At 60.4% G+C, this 22,186-nt stretch carries 21 protein-coding genes; 12 read left to right on the top strand and 9 right to left on the bottom strand.

What is annotated here, in order from left to right; genetic code table 11:
- The first annotated feature begins 28 nt into the window (after nucleotides 1–28).
- Both MWH26_RS17595 and MWH26_RS17590 read left to right on the top strand, forming a co-directional pair.
- Nucleotides 29–1,087 carry a PorP/SprF family type IX secretion system membrane protein gene (locus tag MWH26_RS17595; protein ID WP_247975298.1) on the top strand — a complete coding sequence of 353 codons (1,059 nt, stop codon included), beginning with the start codon at nucleotides 29–31 and terminating at the stop codon, nucleotides 1,085–1,087.
- A 68-nt stretch (nucleotides 1,088–1,155) separates the two neighbouring features.
- Nucleotides 1,156–2,421, top strand: coding sequence for an SUMF1/EgtB/PvdO family nonheme iron enzyme (locus MWH26_RS17590; RefSeq protein ID WP_247975297.1), 1,266 nt, complete (start codon nucleotides 1,156–1,158; stop codon nucleotides 2,419–2,421).
- Between the two features lie 92 nt (nucleotides 2,422–2,513).
- Here the strand turns inward: MWH26_RS17590 and MWH26_RS17585 are convergent, their stop codons facing one another.
- Nucleotides 2,514–3,218, bottom strand: coding sequence for a ComF family protein (locus tag MWH26_RS17585; RefSeq protein WP_247975296.1), 705 nt, complete (start codon nucleotides 3,216–3,218; stop codon nucleotides 2,514–2,516).
- Between the two features lie 209 nt (nucleotides 3,219–3,427).
- Here MWH26_RS17585 and MWH26_RS17580 point away from each other — a divergent pair, with 209 nt between their 5' ends.
- From MWH26_RS17580 to MWH26_RS17570, 3 genes are read left to right on the top strand one after another with little or no spacing between them, the layout of a single operon-like run.
- Nucleotides 3,428–3,805 carry a carboxymuconolactone decarboxylase family protein gene (locus tag MWH26_RS17580; RefSeq protein WP_244698515.1) on the top strand — a complete coding sequence of 126 codons (378 nt, stop codon included), beginning with the start codon at nucleotides 3,428–3,430 and terminating at the stop codon, nucleotides 3,803–3,805.
- Between the two features lie 2 nt (nucleotides 3,806–3,807).
- Complete coding sequence (locus MWH26_RS17575) at nucleotides 3,808–4,161, top strand: hypothetical protein (RefSeq protein WP_244698513.1); 354 nt, start codon at nucleotides 3,808–3,810, stop codon at nucleotides 4,159–4,161.
- A gap of 43 nt (nucleotides 4,162–4,204) precedes the next feature.
- Complete coding sequence (locus MWH26_RS17570) at nucleotides 4,205–4,975, top strand: exodeoxyribonuclease III (protein ID WP_247975295.1); 771 nt, start codon at nucleotides 4,205–4,207, stop codon at nucleotides 4,973–4,975.
- Nucleotides 4,976–5,069: 94 nt separating this feature from the next.
- Here the strand turns inward: MWH26_RS17570 and MWH26_RS17565 are convergent, their stop codons facing one another.
- The 6 genes from MWH26_RS17565 to thrA form a co-directional block, all read right to left on the bottom strand.
- The gene (locus tag MWH26_RS17565) at nucleotides 5,070–6,350 is read right to left on the bottom strand and encodes a protoporphyrinogen/coproporphyrinogen oxidase (RefSeq protein WP_244698510.1); all 1,281 of its coding nucleotides are present in this window, start codon (nucleotides 6,348–6,350) and stop codon (nucleotides 5,070–5,072) included.
- A gap of 79 nt (nucleotides 6,351–6,429) precedes the next feature.
- Nucleotides 6,430–7,239: a toxin-antitoxin system YwqK family antitoxin gene (locus MWH26_RS17560; RefSeq protein WP_247975294.1), complete on the bottom strand. Its 810-nt coding sequence runs from the start codon at nucleotides 7,237–7,239 to the stop codon at nucleotides 6,430–6,432.
- A 368-nt stretch (nucleotides 7,240–7,607) separates the two neighbouring features.
- Complete coding sequence (locus tag MWH26_RS17555) at nucleotides 7,608–8,288, bottom strand: c-type heme family protein (protein WP_247975293.1); 681 nt, start codon at nucleotides 8,286–8,288, stop codon at nucleotides 7,608–7,610.
- Nucleotides 8,289–8,401: 113 nt separating this feature from the next.
- Nucleotides 8,402–9,706 carry a threonine synthase gene (thrC, locus tag MWH26_RS17550; RefSeq protein WP_247975292.1) on the bottom strand — a complete coding sequence of 435 codons (1,305 nt, stop codon included), beginning with the start codon at nucleotides 9,704–9,706 and terminating at the stop codon, nucleotides 8,402–8,404.
- Between the two features lie 83 nt (nucleotides 9,707–9,789).
- On the bottom strand, nucleotides 9,790–10,734 hold the full coding sequence (locus MWH26_RS17545) for a homoserine kinase (RefSeq protein ID WP_247975291.1): 945 nt from the start codon (nucleotides 10,732–10,734) through the stop codon (nucleotides 9,790–9,792).
- Between the two features lie 145 nt (nucleotides 10,735–10,879).
- Entirely contained in the window at nucleotides 10,880–13,324 is a 2,445-nt protein-coding gene (gene thrA / locus MWH26_RS17540) for a bifunctional aspartate kinase/homoserine dehydrogenase I (protein ID WP_247975290.1), read from the bottom strand.
- Nucleotides 13,325–13,825: 501 nt separating this feature from the next.
- Here thrA and prfA point away from each other — a divergent pair.
- From prfA to MWH26_RS17520, 4 genes are all read left to right on the top strand, one after another.
- Nucleotides 13,826–14,896 carry a peptide chain release factor 1 gene (prfA, locus tag MWH26_RS17535; RefSeq protein WP_247975289.1) on the top strand — a complete coding sequence of 357 codons (1,071 nt, stop codon included), beginning with the start codon at nucleotides 13,826–13,828 and terminating at the stop codon, nucleotides 14,894–14,896.
- Between the two features lie 140 nt (nucleotides 14,897–15,036).
- A complete protein-coding gene (locus MWH26_RS17530; RefSeq protein ID WP_247975288.1) occupies nucleotides 15,037–16,548 on the top strand; it encodes a hypothetical protein in 1,512 nt (503 codons plus the stop codon).
- 7 nt (nucleotides 16,549–16,555) lie between these two features.
- The gene (locus MWH26_RS17525) at nucleotides 16,556–16,978 is read left to right on the top strand and encodes a secondary thiamine-phosphate synthase enzyme YjbQ (protein ID WP_247975287.1); all 423 of its coding nucleotides are present in this window, start codon (nucleotides 16,556–16,558) and stop codon (nucleotides 16,976–16,978) included.
- Between the two features lie 103 nt (nucleotides 16,979–17,081).
- The gene (locus MWH26_RS17520; protein WP_244698497.1) at nucleotides 17,082–17,669 is read left to right on the top strand and encodes a hypothetical protein; all 588 of its coding nucleotides are present in this window, start codon (nucleotides 17,082–17,084) and stop codon (nucleotides 17,667–17,669) included.
- A gap of 4 nt (nucleotides 17,670–17,673) precedes the next feature.
- Here MWH26_RS17520 and MWH26_RS17515 read toward each other — a convergent pair whose 3' ends face one another.
- Nucleotides 17,674–18,255 (bottom strand): hypothetical protein, encoded by a 582-nt coding sequence (locus MWH26_RS17515; protein WP_247975286.1) that lies wholly within the window; start codon nucleotides 18,253–18,255, stop codon nucleotides 17,674–17,676.
- Nucleotides 18,248–19,795, bottom strand: a complete 1,548-nt coding sequence (gpmI, locus tag MWH26_RS17510; RefSeq protein WP_247975285.1) for a 2,3-bisphosphoglycerate-independent phosphoglycerate mutase — start codon at nucleotides 19,793–19,795, stop codon at nucleotides 18,248–18,250. The genes MWH26_RS17515 and gpmI overlap by 8 nt, the downstream gene beginning before the upstream one ends.
- Before the next feature lie 145 nt (nucleotides 19,796–19,940).
- Between gpmI and MWH26_RS17505 the strand changes: the two genes are divergently transcribed.
- From MWH26_RS17505 to MWH26_RS17495, 3 genes are all read left to right on the top strand, one after another.
- Complete coding sequence (locus MWH26_RS17505) at nucleotides 19,941–20,342, top strand: DUF4783 domain-containing protein (RefSeq protein ID WP_244698491.1); 402 nt, start codon at nucleotides 19,941–19,943, stop codon at nucleotides 20,340–20,342.
- A gap of 199 nt (nucleotides 20,343–20,541) precedes the next feature.
- Nucleotides 20,542–21,402: a carboxylating nicotinate-nucleotide diphosphorylase gene (gene nadC, locus MWH26_RS17500; protein WP_247975284.1), complete on the top strand. Its 861-nt coding sequence runs from the start codon at nucleotides 20,542–20,544 to the stop codon at nucleotides 21,400–21,402.
- 99 nt (nucleotides 21,403–21,501) lie between these two features.
- Nucleotides 21,502–22,122, top strand: a complete 621-nt coding sequence (locus MWH26_RS17495) for a hypothetical protein (RefSeq protein WP_247975283.1) — start codon at nucleotides 21,502–21,504, stop codon at nucleotides 22,120–22,122.
- The last annotated feature ends 64 nt before the right edge of the window (nucleotides 22,123–22,186 follow it).

Raw genomic sequence — 22,186 nt, 5'->3', positions numbered from 1 at the left:
TTGTTTCTCACCGTTAGGCACCATACTTATGAGGATGCTCCGCCCGCTGTACTTAGTTGTTACTCCGCGCCGCCCGCTGGGGCAGTGGGCTATGGTCGCCGGGCTGGCACTGGGCGCTTCCCTTACGGCCCAGGCCCAAGACTTGTACTTCGCCCAGCCCTACGCCAACCGCCTGCAGCTGAACCCGGCCTACGCCGGCCTACTCGACGATTATAGCCTCACGCTCAGCTACCGCAACCAGTTCCCGACCGTGGCGGGCACCTTTCAAAGCAGCCAGCTGGCCGCCGACTACCGCCTCGCGAACCAGCGGAGTGCCGTGGGCCTACTTGTAAACTATGACCGAACGGGCGGCATTGGCTACACCCGCTTTCAGGCTGGCGGCGTGTACGCCTACCATCTGCGCCTCAATGAGCAACTGAGTTTGAGCGGCGGCGCCTCGGTTAGCTACGGGTTGCAGCGGGTCAGCTACGGCAACCTGGTATTCGGTGACCAACTCTCCGATGAGGGTGTCACCCGGGACTTTAGTTTGGAAGTGGCAGACTATAAGCCCGTTCACTACGTTACTGCTAGCGTGGGCGGGCTGCTCTACACCGACCGGTTCTGGGTGGGTGCCGCTGCCCACCATGTAAATCAGCCGGATCTGGCGTTTGTCACCCAAACCACGCTGCCCCTGCGGCTAAACTTGCAGGCGGGCTACAAGCAGTATTTCGTGCGCTCTACTACTAAAGGAGAAAATAAGGAAGTTAGCCTCTCGCCTACCGTGAGCTACGCCCGGCAGGGCGGCTCCCAGCGGGCCGAGGCTGGACTGTACTTTACCGCGACGCCCCTTACCCTGGGGGCCGTGTACCGCGGGGTACCGCTGCCCGGGGCCCCCAAGCCCCAGCAGGTCCTGACGGCGGTGGCAGGGGTAGCGGTGGGAAGTTTTCGGCTCGGTTATAGCTACGATGTGAGCCTCAGTCAGTTCAGCCGAGATTTAGGTGGCGCCCATGAAATTTCTCTAGCCCTTCGGGAGTTTGATTCGCTGGAAGCCGCTTGGCGCCGGCTGAAACGACGGAATTACCCGTCAATTCCTTGCCCCGCCTTTTGATTTTTTGTATTATTGCAGCCGACTTGCCTTGTCTAAACGCTTTTCTCACAGGTAGTTTCAACTTGATCATGAATTTTTCCAAGTACCTGCGCTTTGCTGTAGTGGGAGCCTGCGCGCTGGCCGCCTGTAAAGGTGGGCCTCCCACCGCCACCAAACCCGGTAAGTACAGCTCCACTACGGGCATCGAGTACAACACCGAGGAGGGCATGAAGGTGTCTGATTACCAGGGTATCCCGGAAGGTCCCGGTCTGGTATTCATCGAAGGTGGTCGTACCGTGTTGGGCTCCGCCGAAGAGGACGTAGCCATGACCCACGACAACATCGAGCGGACCGTGACCCTGGCTTCCTTCTACATGGACGAAGCTGAGGTAGCCAACATCCACTGGCTGGAATACCTGCACTTTGTGCGCAAAGACTCCGCCGAGGAGTTCTACCAGTCGGCCCTGCCCGACACTACCGTATGGGCCCGTGAGCTGTCGTTCAACGACCCTTACGTGGATTACTACCTGCGCTACCCCGGCTTCCGCTACTTCCCCGTAGTGGGCGTAAGCTGGCTGCAGGCCAACGACTATTGCACTTGGCGCACGGCGAAAGTAAACGAGCGTTTGGCGGGTGAAGGCGACGAAGGCGACTCCGGCAGCAGCAAAGGCGGCGGGTTGTTTGGTCGTAAGAAAAAGAAAGGTGACGCCGGCGACGCCGCCGAAGGCACTTCTGAGGACGGCGGCAAAACCAAAATTGCCATCGAAAACGGTAACACCCTACCCAACTACCGTCTGCCCACGGAGGCTGAATGGGAGTACGCTGCGCAGGCTCTTATCGGTACCCAGGAAACTGGCAACGAAAACCAGGAAAACAAGCGCATCTACCCCTGGGACGGCCGCCAAGTGCGGAACCCCTACGGTAAAGGCATGGGCCAGTTCCTAGCTAATTTCAAGCGCGGCCGCGGTGACTATGCTGGTATTGCCGGCTCGCTCAACGATGGCGCCATGATTACAGAGTACATCTACAACTACCCGCCCAACGACTACGGCCTGTACAACATGTCGGGTAACGTAAACGAGTGGGTACAGGACATCTATCGTCCGCTTTCCTACGAGGATGTGGAAGATCTGAACCCCTTCCGTCGTAACGGCTTCCTTGACCCCTCGGAGAAGTACGACAAGAAAGGTTACCAGTCCCTCATCGACGACCACGTGCGCGTGTACAAAGGCGGTTCGTGGCGCGATGTAGCTTACTGGCTCTCGCCCGGTACGCGCCGCTTTATGGCCGAAGATTCTGCCACGGCTACCATCGGTTTCCGTTGCGCCATGATCAACGCCGGCTCGAACAAGTAGTACCGTTGGCCTCGGCCTGACATGAAAAAGCCGCTTCGCAAGGAGCGGCTTTTTTGCTTTACAGCTTTTTTAGCGGGAACCTAAGTAGCGCCCTATCGGTCCGCTGTGGCAATGGTAGCAATGCTAACGGTGGCGGCCCCAGCGGCTAGCAGCACGGCAGCGCAGGCTTCTAAGGTAGCGCCCGTGGTTAGCACGTCATCTACCATAAGAATCCGTTGGCTGGCTACCAGTACCGGCTGCGCTACCTCGAAAACTTCGGCCACATTCTGCCAACGCTCCAGGCGGTTTTTGCGGGTTTGTGATTCGGTACCGGTGATGCGGCGCAGGCCATCGGCTTGCCAGGGGCAGCCCAAGCCGGTAGCCAGACCCTGGGCAAAGCTGTCGGCTTGGTTGTAGCCGCGCTGGGCCAGCTTGCGGGCATGGAGCGGAACGGGCAGGATCAGGTCGAAGGCCGTGGAGAAGCCCGCTTCGGCTAGCTCCTGCCCGTACCAGCGCCCCAACACCCGCCCGACGTCCTGCTGACCGCGGTATTTGAGCTGATGGAGAAGGTGCTGCACGCGGCCGTGCTTCTGAAAGCGCAGGTAGCTAAAGGCGTGTTCAATGGGGAGTTTGCCCCAGAAGCGGCGGGCCAACGGGTTGTCTTCGGCGGGTAGGCGGTGGTAGTCTGTGTAGGGCAGCTGGGCCCGGCAGGGCGTGCATAGGTGGTCTTCGCCTCGGGTTAATGGGTCCTGACAAGCCAGACAGACCTGCGGAAATACGAGCCCAACAAAGTCAGCGAGCAGGGTAGGAAACGGCATCTAATAGGAGAAATAAAAATAGCGGAGTACGGGAATAGGTAGCCAGCGCACCAGCCCTTGGCAGGACGCTGGCGAACTTCTCCCTAATTTTAAGGTTTAAACCCGACTCCTCGAAATGCGTCCGGCCCTCAATGCTGGCAAACCGACGGGAGGTGCCCGCTGCCGTGCGGTCAAGCGGCGTTTTTGTTCATTTCAATCCTTGCCTTTCTATGAGCCTCGTCTCAGAATTTAACGACTACCGCCAGCGCATGAACGAAAAGATCATGGCGGCTGATAATAAGGTGATTAAGCGGTTTTTCAACCTCGATACCAATACCTACCAGGAGGGTGCCTTGAACGTAAAAACCAAGGAGATGCTGGGCCTGGCCTGCTCTATGGTGCTGCGTTGCGACGACTGCATCAAATACCACCTGGGCAAGTGCTACGAGGAAGGCATCAACGATGAGGAAATCTACGAGGTCTTTGCCATTGCCAACCTGATTGGGGGTAGCATTGTGATTCCGCACTTCCGCCGCGCCGTGGAGTACTGGGAGGTACTGAAAGAGGAGGCCGGCGCGCTGGCTCCACCCCACTCCCACGACGCGTAACCATGCTGGACCCCCAGGAAACCGAGGCCCAGTTCGAGCAGCGCTGGTGGGAGCTGATGAACCAGTTGCGGGAGCGGTTCGGCAAAAAGCCCGACCTGAACGCGCTACTGCTGCTCATTGGCGTGCAGGAACTGGGCCAGGGCGCCGGCCCGTTTACCAAGGAGCAGAAGCAGGACCTGATGCACATTGCTACCTGCCGCCTGTTCAGCCTCTCGGGCTACTACGAGCTGGAGCAGGTGGACGAGGAAGGCTGGCCCCACTACCGGCTGGTGCACCCCGTACCGTTTGCCAACCTCAAGGAGCAGGAACGGATGCTGAAGTGGCACATTCTAGAGTATTTCGATTCTCAGGAGTAAGCCTTAAGCAAGGCTTCATACCTAATTTACACAGTCCCTACCCTTGAATATCATTTCCTATAACGTGAATGGCCTGCGCTCGGCCCTGAGCAAAGGGCTGGTGGACTGGGTGCGCGAGGCTCAGCCAGATGTGCTCTGTCTTCAGGAAATCAAGGCTGGGCGGGAGCCGCTCGATGTATCAGGGCTGGTGGCTCTGGGCTACCACGCCTACCTACACCCGGCCCGTAAGCCCGGCTACAGCGGGGTAGCCACGTTCTCGAAACAGGAGCCGTTGGCGGTGGTAGAAGGCTGCGGAACGGCGCTGTATGATGACGAAGGCCGAGTACTGCGCCTCGATTTCCCGGAGTGCTCCGTGCTGAATGTGTACATGCCTTCGGGAACCAGTGGTGCGGAACGCCAAGCGTTTAAGGTAGAATGGCTGCATTTTTTCCGGCGCTACGTGCGCGAGCTACAGGCTGCCGGCACGCCGCCCCTTATCATTGGGGGCGACTTTAACTGTTGTCAGCGCGACATCGACCTGCACAACCCCAAGGCCAATCAGCAGAGCCCTGGCTTCACGCCGGAGGAGCGGCAGTGGTTCCAGGATTTGCTGGCCGATGGCTACACCGATTCCTTCCGCCACTACCACGGCGACGCTACCGGCCACTACTCCTGGTGGACCTACCGGGCCGGTGCCCGCGCCCGCAACGTGGGTTGGCGTCTCGACCACTTGCTGGTAGACCAGCAGTTGCAGCCCCGCATTCAGGAAGCCCACTTGCTCCCCGATGTAGTCCACTCTGACCACTGCCCGGCTCAGCTCGTGCTAAGCCTCTAAGCGCTACCCATATAGAATCACCAGAGCCGCTATTCTTACCTCGTTGGAGGCAGGAGTAGCGGCTCTGGTGGTTCAGGCGGCCTGAGTGCCGGAGCTAGGAACTCAGAATGGCTTCGGCTACTTCCCGGCCCGAAGCCATGGCTGCATTCAAGGAGGGGTAGGCCGTATGGTCGCCGCACCGGTACAGGGTTTCGCCGAGCTTCAGCATCTGGCGGGCGGGCTGGCCGGGCGCGTACACGGGCAGGCCGTAGGGAATAAAATAAGTACGCAGATGCCGCCACTGCGCGGCAGCCGGACCAAACCAAGCGGTTAATTCCTGCCGCAGTTGCGCGGTAAGCTCGTCTTCGGAAAGGCCATGTTCGCCGTGCGTGCTCACTGAAACGAGCTGCTGACCGGCCGGGGCGTAGTGCGGCGCCACGTCGGAAGGGAAGGCCACGTTATGCGCCAGGCCCGTAGGGGAGGCGTTGAGCCGCAGCAGCTTATCGGGGCGGGCGGCCGTAGCCGGGGCCGCAAAGTAGGTGCAGGTAGTGCGGCGCCACTGCCGGGCCGGGGCATCGGCCGCGGGCGGCAGCAGACGGGCGGCGGCTTCTCCATCAACGGCCACAACTACGGCCGCGCCTGCGTAGGTAGTACCATCGGCGAGGTGTACCGTAGTGCCGTCGATGGCACTCACGGGCGCCTGCAGCCGGACGCTGCCTTGGGGCAGGCGAGCCGCCAGTTGCTCCGGAATTTGCTGCATACCCAGGGCAGGTAGGGCAGCCTCGCCTTCCACAAATTGCTTGAACACGAACTCGAAGAAGTTGGCGGCCGTGCCCAGGCTCCGGTCGAGGTATACGCCCCCGAAAAAGGGCCGGAAGAAGTTCTGAATGATTTGCTCGCTCCAGCCATACTGGCGCAGAAACGTTAGGGTGTCGAGCTGATTGGTGCTGTTGCGGCTGATGAGCTGCCCGCTGCTGAAACCGCGCACGTGCTGCACCAAGCTGGCGAGTCGGAGCTTGTCAGGCAAAGTGCCAACCCGCGAGGTAAGCGCCGAAAACGCAGCGGTTGGCTGTTGCAGTGGGTTTACCAGGGTAGTCTGCTGACCATCGGGCAGGCGAATGACGGCCCCGGAGCGGAACGCCCGCAGTTGCAGGGCGCCGTAGTCCATGAGGTGCTGAACCTCGGGGTACTTGGTTTGCAGCACCTGAAAGCCCCGGTCGAGGCGGAAACCCTCCGGCGTGACATCCGTCCGGACGCGGCCTCCCACCGCATCAGCGGCTTCCAGCACCAGCACGGGCCGGCCGGCGCGGTGCAGGTAACAGGCGCAAGTCAGGCCGGCCATACCGGCCCCAATGATAAGAATGGGCAGTTGAGAAGAGGGAGCGGCAGTAGTCATACCCTGCCCAAACTAGAAAACAGCCCGGAAGGTTGGGCTCCTCAGTAGAACGCCGCCCGCACTTCCGCGCAGTGCGGGCTTACTTGGCCCCAGCTGCCGGCTCTGGTGGGCAGGCCGGGCGCAAAGAAAAGCGTTCGGCCTCGCTGTAGCTGTCCAGGTCCGTGATATAAATGCGCGACCGGTCGTAGTAGAACTCCCCGGAAGGCCGCGCGCTACCCCCGCGAAAGCGACCTTTGAAGAACAGCTCCTCTGCCTTAATACTCTGGCGCCCTGTTGTTTCGCGCACCCGCCAGCGGCCGGTGGGCAAGCCCTTAAGTACGCTGCCTTCTATGCGCAGGCCGGCGTCGGTGCGGTACCAGGTGCCCTGGCCATCCCGCACTAGCGGTTGCCCGTCTTCGGTCCAAAACTGCTGAATGAGTAGCGTATCGCCCGTCCCAAAGCTCAGAATCTGTCGTTTCTGGCCCGAAGCATACCAGTAGGCCCAGGTACCTACCGGCCGGCCCGCGCGGTAATAGGCTCGGGTGGCTACCTCCCCATTGGGGTGAAATACTTCAAATACGCCTTCCTTTTGCCCATTCTTATACGCGCCGACTAGGGCCGGCTGGGCCGTGTGCATCCAGTAGTCGCGCACGTACCCGAAAAACAGGCCGGTGCTATCCAGGCGAGCGTGGCGCCGGATGCTGGCGCAGCCCGGCGGACACAACTCATACTCAGCGGTATAAAACAAGGCTACGCTGTCGGGCCCAAGCACCCGGTAGGGCCTAGCCGCCGCCATGGCTCTGGTAAGTAGCGGGCGGCGGCTAGAATCGGGCTGTTGCGCCACGGCCGATAGGGTAGCACTGAGAATTAAAACGCTGGTTAGCAGGAAAAGCAGGCTTCTAGAATACATAACGCCTTTTCTGAGTACAGGAAAGATAAGTAAGGCAACGGGCTAATAAGCAAGTAATAAGCGCGGTAGTGTCTGCATGGTATTGCCAGTTGTTATTCCGAGCGGAAGCAAAGAACTTGGGTTATCATTAGGAGCCTAAGCTAGATTCCTCGCTCCGGCTCGGAATGACAATCGGCTGTTTTTCAGGTTTTTAGATGAAAATCAGGCTGACTAACTTTGAACAAGTTCTACCTCAACGTAAGGCCGTGATGCAGCATGGAGCCGCAGCATCTCGCGTGCTGACGTTGCCATGCTACCTCAACAATGCGAGCGAGATGCTGCGGCTCCGCTTCGGGCATGACAGCTTGTTCGGCTACCGTGCGCGCAGCCTAAAAAAGCGGTTTGCGCTTCTTCATCACCTTGCGGGTTTTCATGGTATAAAGTTCTGCCACGCCGCTGCGCTTGAAGCTGGCGCGCCACACGCCCATGCTCTGGCCCAGCCGGTAGCCAGTGGCTTGGTCCTGGGGGTACTGCTTCTGAATCAGGGCGTAGTCGGCGGCCGCAATGTCCTGGCCTACCTCGCCGTGGCAGCGCAAACACACGGCATCATTGAGTACCACGGGGCGTTGGTAGGTAAACTCCTCGGTGGCGGGGCGGGCTACGCGGCGGGTTGTAGTGTCGGCAGCGTTGAGGTCAGCGGGCGGGAGGGCGGCCCGGTGCGCGGGGTTGCGCGGCCGCGGGCTTCTCCAGCTCAGCGCGGCCTGCAGCACTGTGGCCAGCGAATCGGTGGCGGGCAGGGCGGCGGGCCGGCAGAAGGGGAGGGCCGCCGCTACGCCGCCTTCCTGCAGCTTGGCGGCCAGCACCTGGCGCAGCTCCCGCTCGGCGGTGCGCGTTAAAGAGTCGCCAGCCCAGCCGGTGGCGCGTAGTAAGTCTTTGGGCATGATGCGCTTTACCTGCCAGTTCTCGGCTTCCACGGCCAGCTCCTTGGTGTTGCTCAGGTGCTCTACCTGGTCGGAGTTACAGGCGGAAAGAGGCAGTAAAAGCAGGGCGGTGCGGAACAGCAAACGCATAAGACAACGGGTTTAAAGACGGCAGGCAAAGGGACGCACTTCCGGGCATTCAACCAACAGCTACCCCCAGATGATTTCAGCTGCTTTACGGGCCGGAGCGGGCGGCCGCAAACCTACGCCGTTTCCAGCAGGTAGGTGCGCAAGGCTTCGTACTCGGGGGCTAGCAAGGTGCTGCGCTTGGGTTGGCGCAACAGGGCTTGCAGCTCAGTGGGCACCGGCACGGGCTGGCCGATAGCCGGCTCCACGGCGGCCGGAAACTTCACCGGATGGGCCGTTTCCAGGAAAATACCGCGGGCTTCGGGCTGCTGGCTAAGGTAGTCTTCCAGGGCGAAATAGGCCACGGCGCCGTGGGGGTCCAGCAGGTAGCCCGTGTGCTCGTGTACCCGCCGGATGGTGGCGCTAGTGTCGGCATCCGAAACGGAGTAGCCGCTGAGCAGGTCCCGAATGACGGGATACTCGTGGCGGAACAGCTCCAGGATGCGGCCAAAGTTGCTGGGGTCGCCCACGTCCATGGCGTTGGAAAGGGTAGGCACGGCCGGCCGGGCGGCGTACTGCCCGCTGGTAAGGTAAGCCGGCACGGCGGCGTTGGCGTTGCAGGCGGCCAGAAAGTGCGCCACCGGCAGCCCCGAAACGTAGGCCAGCAGCCCCGCGCACAAGTTGCCGAAGTTGCCGCTGGGCACGGCTACCACCGGCGGCTGGTTGGTGGCCGCCAAGGTCTGGGCCACGCCGTAGCAGTAGTACACCTGCTGGGGCAGCCACCGCGCTACATTAATGGAGTTGGCCGAGGTAAAGCGCCGCCGCGCCAGCAGCTCCGGGTCGCGGAACGCCTGCTTCACTAGGCGCTGGCAGTCGTCGAAGTTGCCCTGCACCTCCAGGGCCCGGATGTTCTGGCCCAGAGCCGTGAGTTGCTGCTCTTGCACCGGGCTTACCCGGCCGGATGGGTAAAGAATCACAACTTCCACGCCGGGCACGCCCAGAAACCCGCTGGCCACGGCTCCGCCCGTGTCGCCGGAAGTGGCTACTAACACCGTAACGGGCCGGGTTTCGTGGCGGGAAAAGTAGCCCAGACAGCGGCTCATGAAGCGGGCGCCCACATCCTTAAACGCCAGGGTAGGACCGTGAAACAGCTCCAGGGCACTGATTCGTGCGGTAACTGGCACCACCGGAAATGGAAAGCTGACGGTTTCTTCGCAGATGCGGCCCAGCTCGGTGGCCGGAATGGTGCTGCCCACATAGGGCTGTAGCACCGTGAAAGCCACCTCGGCAGGAGCCAGCTGGGGCAGCTGCTCCACGAAGCCGGCCGGAAAGCGCGGAATAGTTTCGGGGAAGTACAAGCCCCCGTCCGGGGCCTGCCCGGCCACGGTAGCCGCGTCAAAGTCAACAGTAGCGGCCTGGCGGTTAAGGCTGTAGTAACGCATGGTAATCGGAGGTAGGAAGGAGAAGCTGGCCAGGATGATGGATAGGGTTTCGGAGGCCGGCCCGCGGCGGGAAAAGCAGCGTCTTAGTTTTCATCGACCAGCACCTGGCAGCCCACCGGGTTAATGGTGGTCAGGTAGGTGAGGTAGTCGAGGCCGAGGCGCTGGTAAGTGGCGTGCATGACGTTTTCTACGGCGCGGGCCGTGGCTTCGTCCTGGCTGAGCATAAACAAGGAGGGGCCCGAGCCGGAGATACCGCCGCCCAGGGCCCCGGCAATGCGGCTACCCTCCTTCACATCCTGAAAGCCTGGAATCAGAATGCTGCGCACAGGCTCCACAATCACGTCCTCCAGGGAGCGGCCAATCAGGGCGTAATCGTGCTGGAGCAGGCCGGCCACTAACCCGCCCACGTTGGCCCACTGCCGGATGGCGTCGCGCAGGGGCACTTCCTGCTTCAGAATCTTGCGGGCATCGGAAGTTTTTATTTCAATCTGCGGGTGCACAACCGTCACGAACAGGGGCGGGGCATCCAGCGCTACAATGTCGGGCGTGGGGGTAGTGGCCCGAATCAGGGTTACGCCGCCGTAAATGGCCGGGGCAATGTTGTCGGCGTGGCGCACTCCGGAGGCTACCTCTTCGCCGTACATGGCAAATTGCACCAGCTCGGGCTTGCTGAAGTGGTTGCCTAACAAGTAGTTAAGCCCCGCCACGGCGCCCGCTGCGCTGGCCGCGCTGCTGCCAATACCACTACCGGGCCGGATGGCTTTGCGAATGCGCACCTCCACCCCAAGCGGTTCCGGAATGGCATGAAGCATGGCCAGCAGAGCCGCGCCCGCCACGTTCTGGGTGGGCTCCGTGGGCAGGTTGAACTCGTCGTCGTTGATAAGCACCACCCCGGGCTGCTCGATCAGCCGTAGCTTCATCACGTCGTTGGGCTCGTGTAAAGCAAAGCCGAGCACGTCAAATCCGCACACCACGTTGGCTACGGTAGCGGGCGCTAGCACCGTAATAGAAGCTGAAGAAAAAAGCATGAAGCAAGTAAAAGGGGTAGGGTAACGCGAAGCTAGAAATCTGGCGGCAGCTTCGCGTACGGGTAAACAGCTTACGGAGCTGAAGCGTAGCCCACCGCCTGTCGAGAAGGCGCGGTAGGCTGCGGTTCTTCAGCCGCCTGCCTAATCAGGACTGTACGGCGCGCAGCACATCGGCAAATACGCCGGAGGCCGTTACCTCGGCGCCCGCGCCGGCGCCTTTGATAACCAGGGGCTGCTCCACATAGCGGTTGGTATAGAATAGCACGGCGTTGTCCTTGCCTTGCAGCGAGTATAGGTCGTGGGTGGGGGGTAGGGCCTGCAGACCTACCCGGGCCTGCCCCGCCCCGAAACTCGCCACAAACCGCAGCTTCTCCCCGTTGGCCGCGGCTGCGTCATACAAGGCCCGGAAGTGGGGCTCGTGCACGGCCAGTTGCTCGTAGAAAGCCGGTACGTCGCCTTCCAGGCAGGAGGTGGGCAGAAACGCTTCGTTGTGAATGTCGCTCATTTCCAGCGCGTACCCGGCCTCGCGGGCCAGAATCAGGATTTTGCGAGCCACGTCCACCCCCGTCAGATCGAGGCGGGGGTCGGGCTCGGTGTAGCCTTCGGCCTGGGCCTGGCGCACTACCTCGGCAAAGGGCCGGGAGCCGTCGTAGTTGTTGAATACAAAGTTCAGGGTGCCCGACAGCACTGCTTCCATGCGCTGCACCTCGTCGCCGCTACGCAGCAGGTCGCCCAGGGTCCCGATGACGGGCAGGCCCGCGCCCACGTTGGTTTCAAACAAAAACTGGGTATTGAACTCCTGAGCCAATGACTTCAGGCGCGCATAGTTCTGATAATCAGAGGAAGCCGCTACCTTGTTGCAGGCTACCACGGCCACGCTGCGCGCCAGCAACTCGGCGTACACCTGCGCTACCTCCGCGCTAGCCGTTACGTCCACGAACACGGTGTTGCGCAGGTTTAGGGCCAGCAGCTGCTCGGTAAGGGCCTTCAGGCTCAGGGGCGGTCCGGCGGCCAGGGCCGTTTGCCAGTCCGCGAGGTCGATGCCTTCCTCATCGAGCACGAACTGCCGGCTGGTGGCCAGGCCCACTACCCGCAGGTTCAGGCGCAGCTTTTCGCGCAGCCAGGGCTGCTGCCGGGCCAGCTGTTCCAGCAGCTTGCGGCCCACGTTGCCCACGCCGGTAACCACCACATTCACCTGCCGAGTAGTGGCCTCAAAGAAGGTTTCGTGCAGCACGTTAATAGCCTTGCGCACATCCTGCTGGCGGATAACAGTGGAAATGTTCTTCTCCGAAGAGCCCTGCGCAATGGCCCGAATGTTCACCCCATTTTGCCCCAGAGCCCCAAACAGGCGCCCACTGATGCCGGGGTGGTTTTTCATCTGCTCCCCCACTAGGGCCACAATGGCCAGCTCCTCCTCACAATACAAGGGGTCGAGGCGGCCGGCGCTGATTTCGGCGGCAAACTCCGCGTCGGCCGCCTGCCGGGCCTGCTGCGCATCGGTAGCGCGCACGGCCACGGAAATCGAGTGCTCCGAAGAGCTTTGGGTAATGAGAATCACGTTGATCTGCTCCTGGGCCAGGGCCGCAAACAGCCGCCGCGAAAAGCCCGGAATGCCCACCATGCCGTTGCCCTCCAGCCGCAGTAAGGCCACCGGCCCGATGCTGGAAATGCCGCGCACCATAGCGTGGTTGGCGGGCGGGGCTACTTCAATTAGGGTGCCGGCATCTTCGGGGGCAAACGTGTTCTTGATCCAGAGCGAAATGCCCCGGTGCATAACCGGTTGAATGGTAGGCGGGTAGAGAACCTTGGCTCCGAAGTGCGACAACTCCATGGCCTCTTGGTAGGAGATGTGCGAAATGGGACGAGCGGCCCGCACCAGACGCGGGTCGGCCGTCATCATCCCGCTCACGTCGGTCCAGATTTGTAGCTGGCTGACCCCCAGCGCCCCGGCAAAAATGGCGGCTGTGTAGTCGGAGCCGCCGCGGCCTAAAGTGGTAGTGGTGCCATCCGGGGCTGCGGCCACGAAGCCCGGCGCCACGTACAGGGCCGTCTCGGCCCCATTCACGGCGGCCTGAATCTGGGCGTTGGTGGTAGCAAAATCTACGGTGGCGTGGCCGTAGCGGGCATCGGTGCGCAGAAGCTGCCGACTGTCCAGCCACTGATGAGCCGTACCCCGCGCCCCCAGCCCCGCCGCTACCACCTGCGAGGACAGTAACTCCCCGTAGCTCACTAGCCGGTCCAGGGTGCGGGCCGAAAGTTCGCCCAGGGCAAAAACACCGTCGCAGAGCCGCTCTAGTTCATTGCAGTAGCTTTTCACGAAGCTCAGCACCGCGCTCTGTCCCGTAATCGGGAGCAGTTCGCGCACTACGTCGAGGTGGCGCTGTTCCAGTTCCTGCAGTTGCTCCCGGTAGCCGGCATCAGCGGCGGCAGCGCGCCGGCCGGCACTAATCAGGGCATCCGTCACGCCACCCAGGGCCGAAACGACTACCACGGTGGGCTGCTGGCGGGCGGCGGCTTCGACCAGCGCTAAAACGCGGTTAATGTTGGCGGCCGAAGCCACGGATGAACCTCCGAATTTGAGAACCTGCATAAGCGTCACGTCAAGGGCACTACCAGTGAAAAGGACAAGAAAAAGCCCGCGTCGGTCCGGCAGCTCCCTCAGGTGGGGCTTACCGGCGAAGCGGGCGGCGAATACGAGGTGAAAAGGAGTTCCGCGGCCCGCTTAGCGGGTTGTAGTCACGGTTGTCCCGGTGGCAATCGGGCTGATTGTCAGAGCGCAAGGGGTAGCATGGAAGGCACGAAGCAAAGCCATGAGCGCGGGGTTGAGGGCCGTAAAGTAGGAATTTTTTGAAACGATAACTGTTTAGGATAGAAATAATTTGACTGCTAACTGACCCTCGTTGGCGCGCTCCGAGCTGGCAGCGCCTACCGCAGGTGGCGCGCTTACGGGGGCGCTATTAAGGAATTATCAGGCACAGAAAGCGCGCAAACAGGAAGGCTTTTACCACTTCTGATCCAAGCGGTTCAGCCCTGTTTAAGGTCGGCATTGATTCCGTACCTTTGCACTCCCAATACATTTTCTGAAGGCAAGATGCTAGACAAACTGGAGGCCATCCAACGGCGCTTTGAGGACGTGAGCGAGCAGCTCACCCAGCCCGAAGCCATGAGCGACATGAAACGCTTCAAGGCCCTCAACAAAGAATATAAGGACCTCGGCAAAATCGTGACCGAGTACAAGGCCTACCAGAACGTGCTGGCCAACATTGATAGCGCCAAGGAAGTTATTGCGACCGAAAAGGACGAGGACTTCCGCCAGATGGCCAAGGACGAGCTGGAAACGCTGTACCCGGAGCAGGAGCGGCTGGAAGCCGTTATCAAGGAGCTGCTGATTCCCAAGGACCCGAACGACAGCAAGGACGTTATCATGGAAATCCGGGCCGGGGCCGGGGGCGACGAGGCGGCTATTTTCGCTGGCGACTTGCAGCGCATGTACATGCGCTACGCCGAAAAGCAGGGCCTGCGCATGGACCTGATTGATGCTACCGAAGGCACCTCAGGCGGCTACAAGGAAATTATTCTGGCCGTGAAGGGCGAGGACGTATACGGCAAGCTCAAGTTCGAGTCGGGGGTGCACCGCGTGCAGCGCGTGCCGGCCACCGAAACCCAGGGCCGCATTCACACCTCGGTAGCCTCTATTGTGGTAATGCCGGAGGCGGAGGAACTGGACGTAGAAATCGACATGAACGATGTGCGCAAGGACCTGTTCATGTCGTCGGGGCCGGGCGGTCAGTCGGTAAACACTACCTACTCGGCCGTGCGCCTAACCCACTTGCCCACCGGCATCGTAGCCCAGTGCCAGGACCAGAAGTCGCAGCTCAAGAATTTCGACAAGGCCCTGGGCGTACTTCGCTCCCGCCTCTACGAAATTGAGCTGGCCAAGAAAAACGAAGCTGAAGGCGCGGCCCGCAAGAGCATGATTGGCGGCGGCGACCGGTCGGACAAAATCCGGACGTATAACTACCCCCAGGGCCGCGTCACCGACCACCGCATCGGCTACACGGTGTACAACCTGAGCTCCGTCATGGACGGCAACATCGACGACTTTGTGGAGCAGCTCCGCATTGCTGAAAGCGCCGAGCGCCTGAAGGAAGGCGTCGGCTAGGATACGTTAACGCTCTCAGCCCCGTTTGTCATCCTGAGTGCAACGCAGGACCTTATCACGTAACAACGACAGCCGTTTCGGCGTGATAAAGTCCTACACTGCGCTCAGGATGACGTTTTTAAGTTAGCTTACTGCCATCTATGCGCTTTTTACTCCCGCTGCTTCTGCTGCTCTCGGCCGCTACGGTGCTGCTACCCGGCTGTGAGCCCAAGGAAGACCTCGTAACGACCGACAGCAGCGCCCGGCTGGAGTTTTCCCTTGACACGGTGAAGTTTGATACCGTGTTCGTGACGGTAGGCACGGTAAGCAAGCGCCTGTGGGTGTACAACCGCAACCCGCGGGCGGTACGCGTGTCGGAAATCAGCCTGCAAAACCAACCCGGCATCACCTACAACCTGCTCATTAACGGGGATGCCGGCAGCGTAGCCCGCGACGTGGAAATCCGGGGCAAGGACAGCCTGCTGGTGCTGGTGCGCGCTACTATTGACCCCACGCCCAGCGACGGGAAGCCTTTCCTGCTGGCAAGTGACCTCCGGTTTCGCACCAACGGCAACGACCAGCAAGTGAAAGTGGTCAGCTACGGCCAGAATGCCTACTTCCATGATCGGGATGAAATTAAGGCCAACACCACCTGGAAGGCCGATAAGCCCCACGTTATCTACAATTCGGTGGTGGTAGGGCCGGGCGTCACGCTCACCATTGCAGCTGGTGCGCGCATCTACTCGCACGCCGGTTCTTTTCTGGTCGTGAAAGGCCGGCTGCTGTGTAACCCCACGTACCAGCCTACCGGTCCCATCAAGCCGAATGATCCTAACCTGGTGCGCTTCGAGGGTGACCGACGCGAAACCGAATATGCCGAGCGGCCTGGCCAGTGGGGCGGCCTGGAGTTTGATCTGGGCAGCCAGGGCAACGTGCTGCGCTACACGCTCATAAAAAATAGTACGCTGGGCGTTTATCTGTACAATCCCTTCAATGAGCAGCCCCGCCCGCAGGTGCAGCTTGAAAAAGTTGAGCTACGTAATATTTCTACCCTCAACAGCGGTTACCCGTTTGATGGGGCAGCCTTACTGAGTTTGTGCGGTGACGTAACGGCCAATAATACACTGATTAGTAACTGTGAGCAGTATGCGGTTTATGCCGTGCAAAACAGCCAGGTTCAACTTGATTACTGCACCATTGCCAATTATACCTTTGGCACCCGCAACCAGCCGTCCGTGTTGCTCTCGCCCGAGGCACCCTTCAAGGCTATTAGCGGCCGGCCGTTGCCCGCCCTTGCTCCGCGCCTGACCATGCGCAACTCCATTGTGTGGGGCAATTCCCGGAACCTGGAGGAGCTGGCTTTTATGAACGGGGAGCAATACGCGGGCAACATCAACATCAGTACCAGCGTGTTGCTGACCAAGAAGTACAACAACACGGGGCCGCTGGGACAGGCTAAAAACGGCAACATCCTGAATCCGCAGGAAGGCCCGACCTACCTTTTCTATAGCACCCCCTCCCGCCCCCGAGGCAAAACGCTGGACTATCAGCTCGACACCCTTTCACCGGCCAGCAACAAAGCCGTGGCCTTGCCGGGTATCAGCACCGATCTGCTCAACCGCCCCCGCCTCAGCCCGCCCGATATTGGGGCCTACGAGCGGAAAAATCCGTAAGCAGCCTATGCACTTTATTCAGAAGCGGTTGCGCCTGCCGGCCGTAAGCCGGGGCTTTCATTTGATTACCGATTTGCTAGTAGCTGAACTACCGGAGCTGGAGCAGCTGCAGGTCGGAACGGCTCACTTTTTTATTCAGCACACCTCAGCCAGCCTGAGCATCAACGAAAACGCGGACCCCACCGTGCGCCACGATTTCGAGCAGTTCTTCAACCGCACGGTACCAGAAAACGCCCCCTACTTCCGCCACACCCAGGAGGGACCAGACGACATGCCGGCGCATATCAAAGCCAGCCTGCTAGGCCACGCCGTGAGCGTGCCCATCAGTCAGGGCCGGCTGGCGCTAGGTACCTGGCAGGGTATTTACCTGGGCGAGCACCGTAACCACGGCGGTCGGCGGTGGGTAGTGGCTACCTTAATGGGCAAGTAACAGTAGCTACAACTAGGGGTAAAAGGCACTGCCTAAGCGGAATAGGCAGCGTAAGCAAGCCATGCGCCTGAAGTTTGCGTATAGGGCAGAAAGCCTCCCTATCATGTTTGCCGCCCTGTTTCTGTCATCCGCCAAAGTCGCCTCGGCTACCTCGCTTTACGCCGCGGTACTCCTAGGTATGTGCGGTATGGATGCGAAACGCAACGAGCCACCCGCTACCCGGAAGGCTACCACGCAACAGGCGCGGCCGGGGCGTGCTGCCCGATATAGTGCGCCTGCTGCTACCCGCGTGGTGCGCCTGACGAATGATTCCTTGGCCGGCCAGCCGTTCGGCGAGGAGCCGACAGTACAGGAGCTGCTGGCCACCGGGGCAAAGGTAGTGGCACGCCGGCCCCACAAGAACTTGCACGAAGCCGGCCAGATAGACACCATTCTGCTGGTGCGGCACCAGGGCAATGTATTTGAGTTCTACCGGGCCCCGGAGAAAGACCTACTGCGCGACGCTACCATTACCAACTTTCAGCCAGCTTATGGGCGGCGCCTGCGCACCCGTCTGGAGCCGGCTTGCCGCTCGGCAGCTTCCACCACTGATAAGGTCCGGATTGGCGACACGGAGCGCACCAACTACGTGTCCGTTATCTACCAAAGTGGCCGCCTAAGCGCCGTGCACGTGGAGCCCTACCTGGATTAGGAATTTACCGCACCACGCGACTCTGCACTGAATAGCGCACCGAGTCGAACAGCACGAGCTTCTGCACGCCGCGCACCTGGTAGCTGGCTACCTGCCCGTTCTGGCAACGTAGGGTCATGGTTTTGGCCGAGTATACCAGCGGGTTATCCTGGGCTACCGTGGCGGTAAGCTCCCGCACCGTGGAGCCCTCACTCAATACGGTAAGTTGCTCTACCGGGTGCTCGGTGCCGGGCTGACGACGGTAGCTGCGGCGAGTAAAGCCTTCGGCTGTCGCGGCAGAATCTACTTGGTATAAACCACGGAGGGCAGGTTTATTGATGTCGGCCTGCTGGAAAATCTGTAGTTCCTTGGCCCAGTCCAGTTGGGTTACCCGGGTGGTTTCCTGCTGGCCGTCACGGAGCAGAACCTGCTTTTCCACGGCGGGCTGGCGCTGATTCAGCAGGGTAGCCTGCGTTTCTAGAAAGCCCAGTAAGTTGAAATACGCCGGCTTCCGATTTGCCGGGTTGGGGCGCACGGTAGCATCCTCGCCGGCCTCACAGGCGGCAAGAAACACGACCATGCTAGCCAGCCAGAATGAACTACGCATTCGGGACTGTTTCGGGGCGCAACAGGCTTTGACCGCCCATAACTTCGGGTTGGGGCAGGCCCATGAGCTGCAATACCGTAGGGGCAATGTCGCCGAGCTTGCCATCGGTGAGGGTGCCGCGGTAGTCGTTGGAAGCCAAGATGCAGGGCACCAGGTTGGTCGTATGGGCCGTGTTGGGCGTGCCGTCCGGGTTAATCATCATATCGGCGTTGCCGTGGTCGGCAATGATGATGCAGGCGTAGTCGGAGGCCAGGGCCGCTTCAACAACGCCGCGGGCGCACTCGTCCACAGCTTCGGCAGCCTTCACGGCGGCGGCAAACACGCCGGTGTGGCCTACCATGTCGGTGTTGGCAAAGTTCAGCACCACGAAGTCAGCCGACTTGGCTTGCAGCTCGGGCACCAAGGCGTCGCGCAGCTCGTAGGCGCTCATTTCGGGCTGCAGGTCGTAAGTTGCTACCTTGGGCGAAGCGCGCATGATGCGCTTCTCGCCCTCAAACTCCACCTCGCGGCCCCCGGAAAAGAAGAAGGTTACGTGCGGATACTTCTCCGTTTCGGCAATGCGAATCTGGGTTTTATGGTTCGCCGCCAGCACTTCGCCCAGGGTTTCTTCCAAGTTGTCCTTCTCGAAGATGGGCGTGACGCCGGTAAAAGTGGCGTCGTAGTTGGTCATGGTGAGGTAGTGCAGGCTGAGCCGGCGCATCTCAAAGGCGTGGAAATCCTGCTGGGTTAGGGCCTGCGTGATTTCCCGGCCCCGGTCGGTGCGGAAGTTAAAGCACAGCACTACGTCTCCTTCCTTGATGGTAGCCAGCGGCTGCCCGTCGGCCCCTACTTTGATGATGGGCTTCAGGAATTCATCCGTTACTCCTTCTTTATAGGAGTCCTGCATGCTCTGGATCAGGTTCTGCGACGGGGTGCCCTTGCCGTTTACCAACAGGTCGTAGGCTACTTTCACCCGTTCCCAGCGGTTGTCGCGGTCCATGGCGTAGTAGCGGCCCACGATGGAGGCAATCTTGCCGCTGGCTCCGCGCTGCAGGTGCTGCTCCAAGTTATTCACGTAGCTGACGCCGCCCTTGGGGTCGGTATCACGGCCATCGGTGAAGGCATGAATGAACACGTTGTGCACATCAGCATCATACGCTAAAGTGCACAGGGCTTTCAGGTGCTCAAGGTGGGAGTGCACGCCACCATCGGAGAGCAGGCCCATCAGGTGCACGGGCTTATTGTTAAGGCGGGCGTATTCAAAGGCTTTCACCAAAGCAGGCATGGCGCCCAGCTTCCGCTCCCGAATGGCTTTGTTGATGCGCACCAGGTCTTGGTACACCACGCGGCCGGCCCCGATGTTCATGTGGCCCACCTCGGAGTTGCCCATTTGCCCGTCGGGTAAACCCACGGCCTCGCCAGAAGCTTGCAGGCGGCTGTGGGGGTAGCGCTGAAACAGCGAATCGACGAAGGGCGTACGCGCCTGATCAATAGCCGATACCTCTTTGTTCTGCGCCAGACCCCAGCCGTCCAGAATCACCAACAATACCTGTTTGTTCATGGCAGCAAAGATAGGCCAGATGGGCCGAAACGCCCGCATTTTCCCTAACTTGGCTGCCAGGCCAGGCAGTTAAAGGTGCCAACCTGAAGGCCAGCTCAGGTTGGCATAGTTTTGGTGAGCTGCATGACGAACTCTTTACACTAACATGAAACGCAACTTCTTTTTGGCCTTCGCCCTGGTGTGGGGCCTGTTGCTGTCGGTGGGAGCCCTGGCACAGGGCGAAGCTTTTGGTCCCGTACGCAATGCCATCCGCAGCTCCTCCTCGCGCGATTTGGCCGAGTTTTTTGCTCCTACCGTGGAGCTGAGCTTCGACGGGGACAAGCAAAGCTACAGCGCTACCCAGGCCGAGTTCGTGATGAAAGACTTCTTCGCGAAACACTCCCCGGCTTCTTTCGATTTCATTCACTACGGCGGCAGTAACGAAGGTACGCCCTATGCCGTGGGCAAGTACACCGGAAAAGATGGCGCCTACCGCATGTTTGTGAAAATGAAAGCGGCCGGCGGCAACCTCAAAATTGCTACCATCGACTTCACTAAGGAGAACTAGCTTCTCTTCCCATTGCCTCTCTCCCAGCGCCGCGAAGCTTCTTCGCGGCGTTTTTTTGTGCCCGGTCGGGCCGGCAATTCGCTTTGTGTAACTTCGTAAATCCCGGGGGAATAGCGGAAAATTCTGTCCCGTGGTTTCTGTGGAAGTCACCGGAAACCATTGATGGTTAAGTAGGGGCATTTTTGACTATTTTTGCCCCGTGCAAACGCCCTCCTACCTCACCCCGGAAGCTCTATCCACCTTTATTCGCACGGCCCTGGCCGAAGATGTCGGCGACGGCGACCATTCGGCGTTGTCGGCCATTCCGGCAACGGCGCGCAATCGGGCCCACTTGCTGATCAAGGATGAAGGCGTACTGGCCGGTGTGGAATTGGCCCGTCACATCTTTCGGAAGGTAGATGCCGACCTACAGGTTGCGCCGCGCCTCGAGGATGGTACTCGCGTAAAGCACGGCGACATTGCCTTTACCGTGGAGGGCCGCGCCCAAAGCATTCTGACGGCGGAGCGGCTGGTACTCAACTGCATGCAGCGCATGAGCGGCATTGCAACCCGCACGGCCCACCTCACTAGCCTGCTGGCCGGCACCCAGGCCCGTCTGCTCGACACCCGCAAGACAACGCCCAACTTCCGCATGTGCGAGAAGTGGGCGGTCCTGATTGGGGGCGGCGTCAACCACCGCTACGGCCTGTTCGACATGATTATCCTGAAGGACAACCACGTGGACTACGCCGGCGGCATTCGGCAGGCTATTGAGGCTTCCCGCGCCTACCTGGCAAGTACTGGCCGGCAGCTACCCATTGAAATAGAAACCCGCAGCCTGGCCGAAGTGCAGCAGGCCCTGGAGGCCGGCGGCATCGACCGGATTATGCTTGATAACATGGCCCCGGCGCAACTGCGCGAGGCCGTGGCCCTGGTAGCGGGCCGCTACCCCCTGGAAGCCAGCGGCGGCATCACTGAAGAAACCATTGCCGAGGTAGCCGCTACCGGCGTCGATTACATTTCCGTTGGGGCCCTTACCCATTCCATCCGGAGCCTCGACATGAGTTTGAAAGCCTTTTAATAAGTGGCTAGTTGTCAGGTGCCGGTTACCAGTTTGTTCTTCGGAATAGTACAACTGTTAACTGGCAGCCGGCACCTAGCAACTGACAACTAATACTCCATGCAACTTCCCAACCAACGCGGCGGCTACCGGCAGCAGCAACAGCAGCAAGGCGCTTCGCCGCTGGCCATTCGCACGAAAAAGCACCAGCTCGACACCGATACCTACACCAAAATGGCCATGGCCCGGGTGTGGCGCCGCGAGTGGTGGTACGCCCTCATTCCCTTCGTTATTGGGTTGCTGCCCGCCATTATCTGGCCCTCGTGGTGGTGGCTGGCCGGGGCTTTGCTCCTAACGCTGCTGTACGTGCTGTTCCGCTCGGCTCAGGTAACGGGCGTGACGCAGGTTGAGCAAACGAAGCCTCTGTTCGAGAAGTTGGGCTATGAGTTTGACAATAAGAAGATTGTGCTGCGTCGTAACGAAAAGGAGGGCATGCGCCTGACCTGGGACATGATTGGCGACGTAAAGCGCCAGGCCGATGGCTACCTACTGTCCTTGCGCGCCCCGGAACTGCCCCAGGAGCTGAAAGGCTGGCGCCTGTGGCTGGCTAAAACCTTTGATACCCCCATTTTCCTGCAAGTGCCGGACCGCATCTTCAACTCGCCCAACGACCAGAAGCTGTTTGATGCCATGCTGCGCCGCAAAAACCTGCTGCCCGGTGGCGGTCCGGTAGCTGCCTAAAGCCCGGCCTTAACTTGCCCGGTCGTTTTTTCGTCATACCTCTTATTCAAGATTCCGTTTTCCT

This window comes from Hymenobacter sublimis (assembly GCF_023101345.1).
GTDB classification, from domain to species: Bacteria; Bacteroidota; Bacteroidia; order Cytophagales; family Hymenobacteraceae; genus Hymenobacter; species Hymenobacter sublimis.
This window is presented reverse-complemented; position numbering and strand designations above follow the sequence as displayed.

Excerpts from the sequence above, each read along its gene's own strand:
- MWH26_RS17595 (WP_247975298.1), top strand. The coding sequence starts at position 29 with ATGAGGATGCTCCGCCCGCTGTACTTAGTTGTTACTCCGCGCCGCCCG.
- MWH26_RS17590 (WP_247975297.1), top strand. The coding sequence starts at position 1,156 with ATGAATTTTTCCAAGTACCTGCGCTTTGCTGTAGTGGGAGCCTGCGCG.
- MWH26_RS17585 (WP_247975296.1), bottom strand. The coding sequence starts at position 3,218 with ATGCCGTTTCCTACCCTGCTCGCTGACTTTGTTGGGCTCGTATTTCCG.
- MWH26_RS17580 (WP_244698515.1), top strand. The coding sequence starts at position 3,428 with ATGAGCCTCGTCTCAGAATTTAACGACTACCGCCAGCGCATGAACGAA.
- MWH26_RS17575 (WP_244698513.1), top strand. The coding sequence starts at position 3,808 with ATGCTGGACCCCCAGGAAACCGAGGCCCAGTTCGAGCAGCGCTGGTGG.
- MWH26_RS17565 (WP_244698510.1), bottom strand. The coding sequence starts at position 6,350 with ATGACTACTGCCGCTCCCTCTTCTCAACTGCCCATTCTTATCATTGGG.
- MWH26_RS17560 (WP_247975294.1), bottom strand. The coding sequence starts at position 7,239 with ATGTATTCTAGAAGCCTGCTTTTCCTGCTAACCAGCGTTTTAATTCTC.
- MWH26_RS17555 (WP_247975293.1), bottom strand. The coding sequence starts at position 8,288 with ATGCGTTTGCTGTTCCGCACCGCCCTGCTTTTACTGCCTCTTTCCGCC.
- thrC (WP_247975292.1), bottom strand. The coding sequence starts at position 9,706 with ATGCGTTACTACAGCCTTAACCGCCAGGCCGCTACTGTTGACTTTGAC.
- MWH26_RS17545 (WP_247975291.1), bottom strand. The coding sequence starts at position 10,734 with ATGCTTTTTTCTTCAGCTTCTATTACGGTGCTAGCGCCCGCTACCGTA.
- thrA (WP_247975290.1), bottom strand. The coding sequence starts at position 13,324 with ATGCAGGTTCTCAAATTCGGAGGTTCATCCGTGGCTTCGGCCGCCAAC.
- prfA (WP_247975289.1), top strand. The coding sequence starts at position 13,826 with ATGCTAGACAAACTGGAGGCCATCCAACGGCGCTTTGAGGACGTGAGC.
- MWH26_RS17530 (WP_247975288.1), top strand. The coding sequence starts at position 15,037 with ATGCGCTTTTTACTCCCGCTGCTTCTGCTGCTCTCGGCCGCTACGGTG.
- MWH26_RS17525 (WP_247975287.1), top strand. The coding sequence starts at position 16,556 with ATGCACTTTATTCAGAAGCGGTTGCGCCTGCCGGCCGTAAGCCGGGGC.
- MWH26_RS17520 (WP_244698497.1), top strand. The coding sequence starts at position 17,082 with ATGTTTGCCGCCCTGTTTCTGTCATCCGCCAAAGTCGCCTCGGCTACC.
- MWH26_RS17515 (WP_247975286.1), bottom strand. The coding sequence starts at position 18,255 with ATGCGTAGTTCATTCTGGCTGGCTAGCATGGTCGTGTTTCTTGCCGCC.
- gpmI (WP_247975285.1), bottom strand. The coding sequence starts at position 19,795 with ATGAACAAACAGGTATTGTTGGTGATTCTGGACGGCTGGGGTCTGGCG.
- MWH26_RS17505 (WP_244698491.1), top strand. The coding sequence starts at position 19,941 with ATGAAACGCAACTTCTTTTTGGCCTTCGCCCTGGTGTGGGGCCTGTTG.
- MWH26_RS17495 (WP_247975283.1), top strand. The coding sequence starts at position 21,502 with ATGCAACTTCCCAACCAACGCGGCGGCTACCGGCAGCAGCAACAGCAG.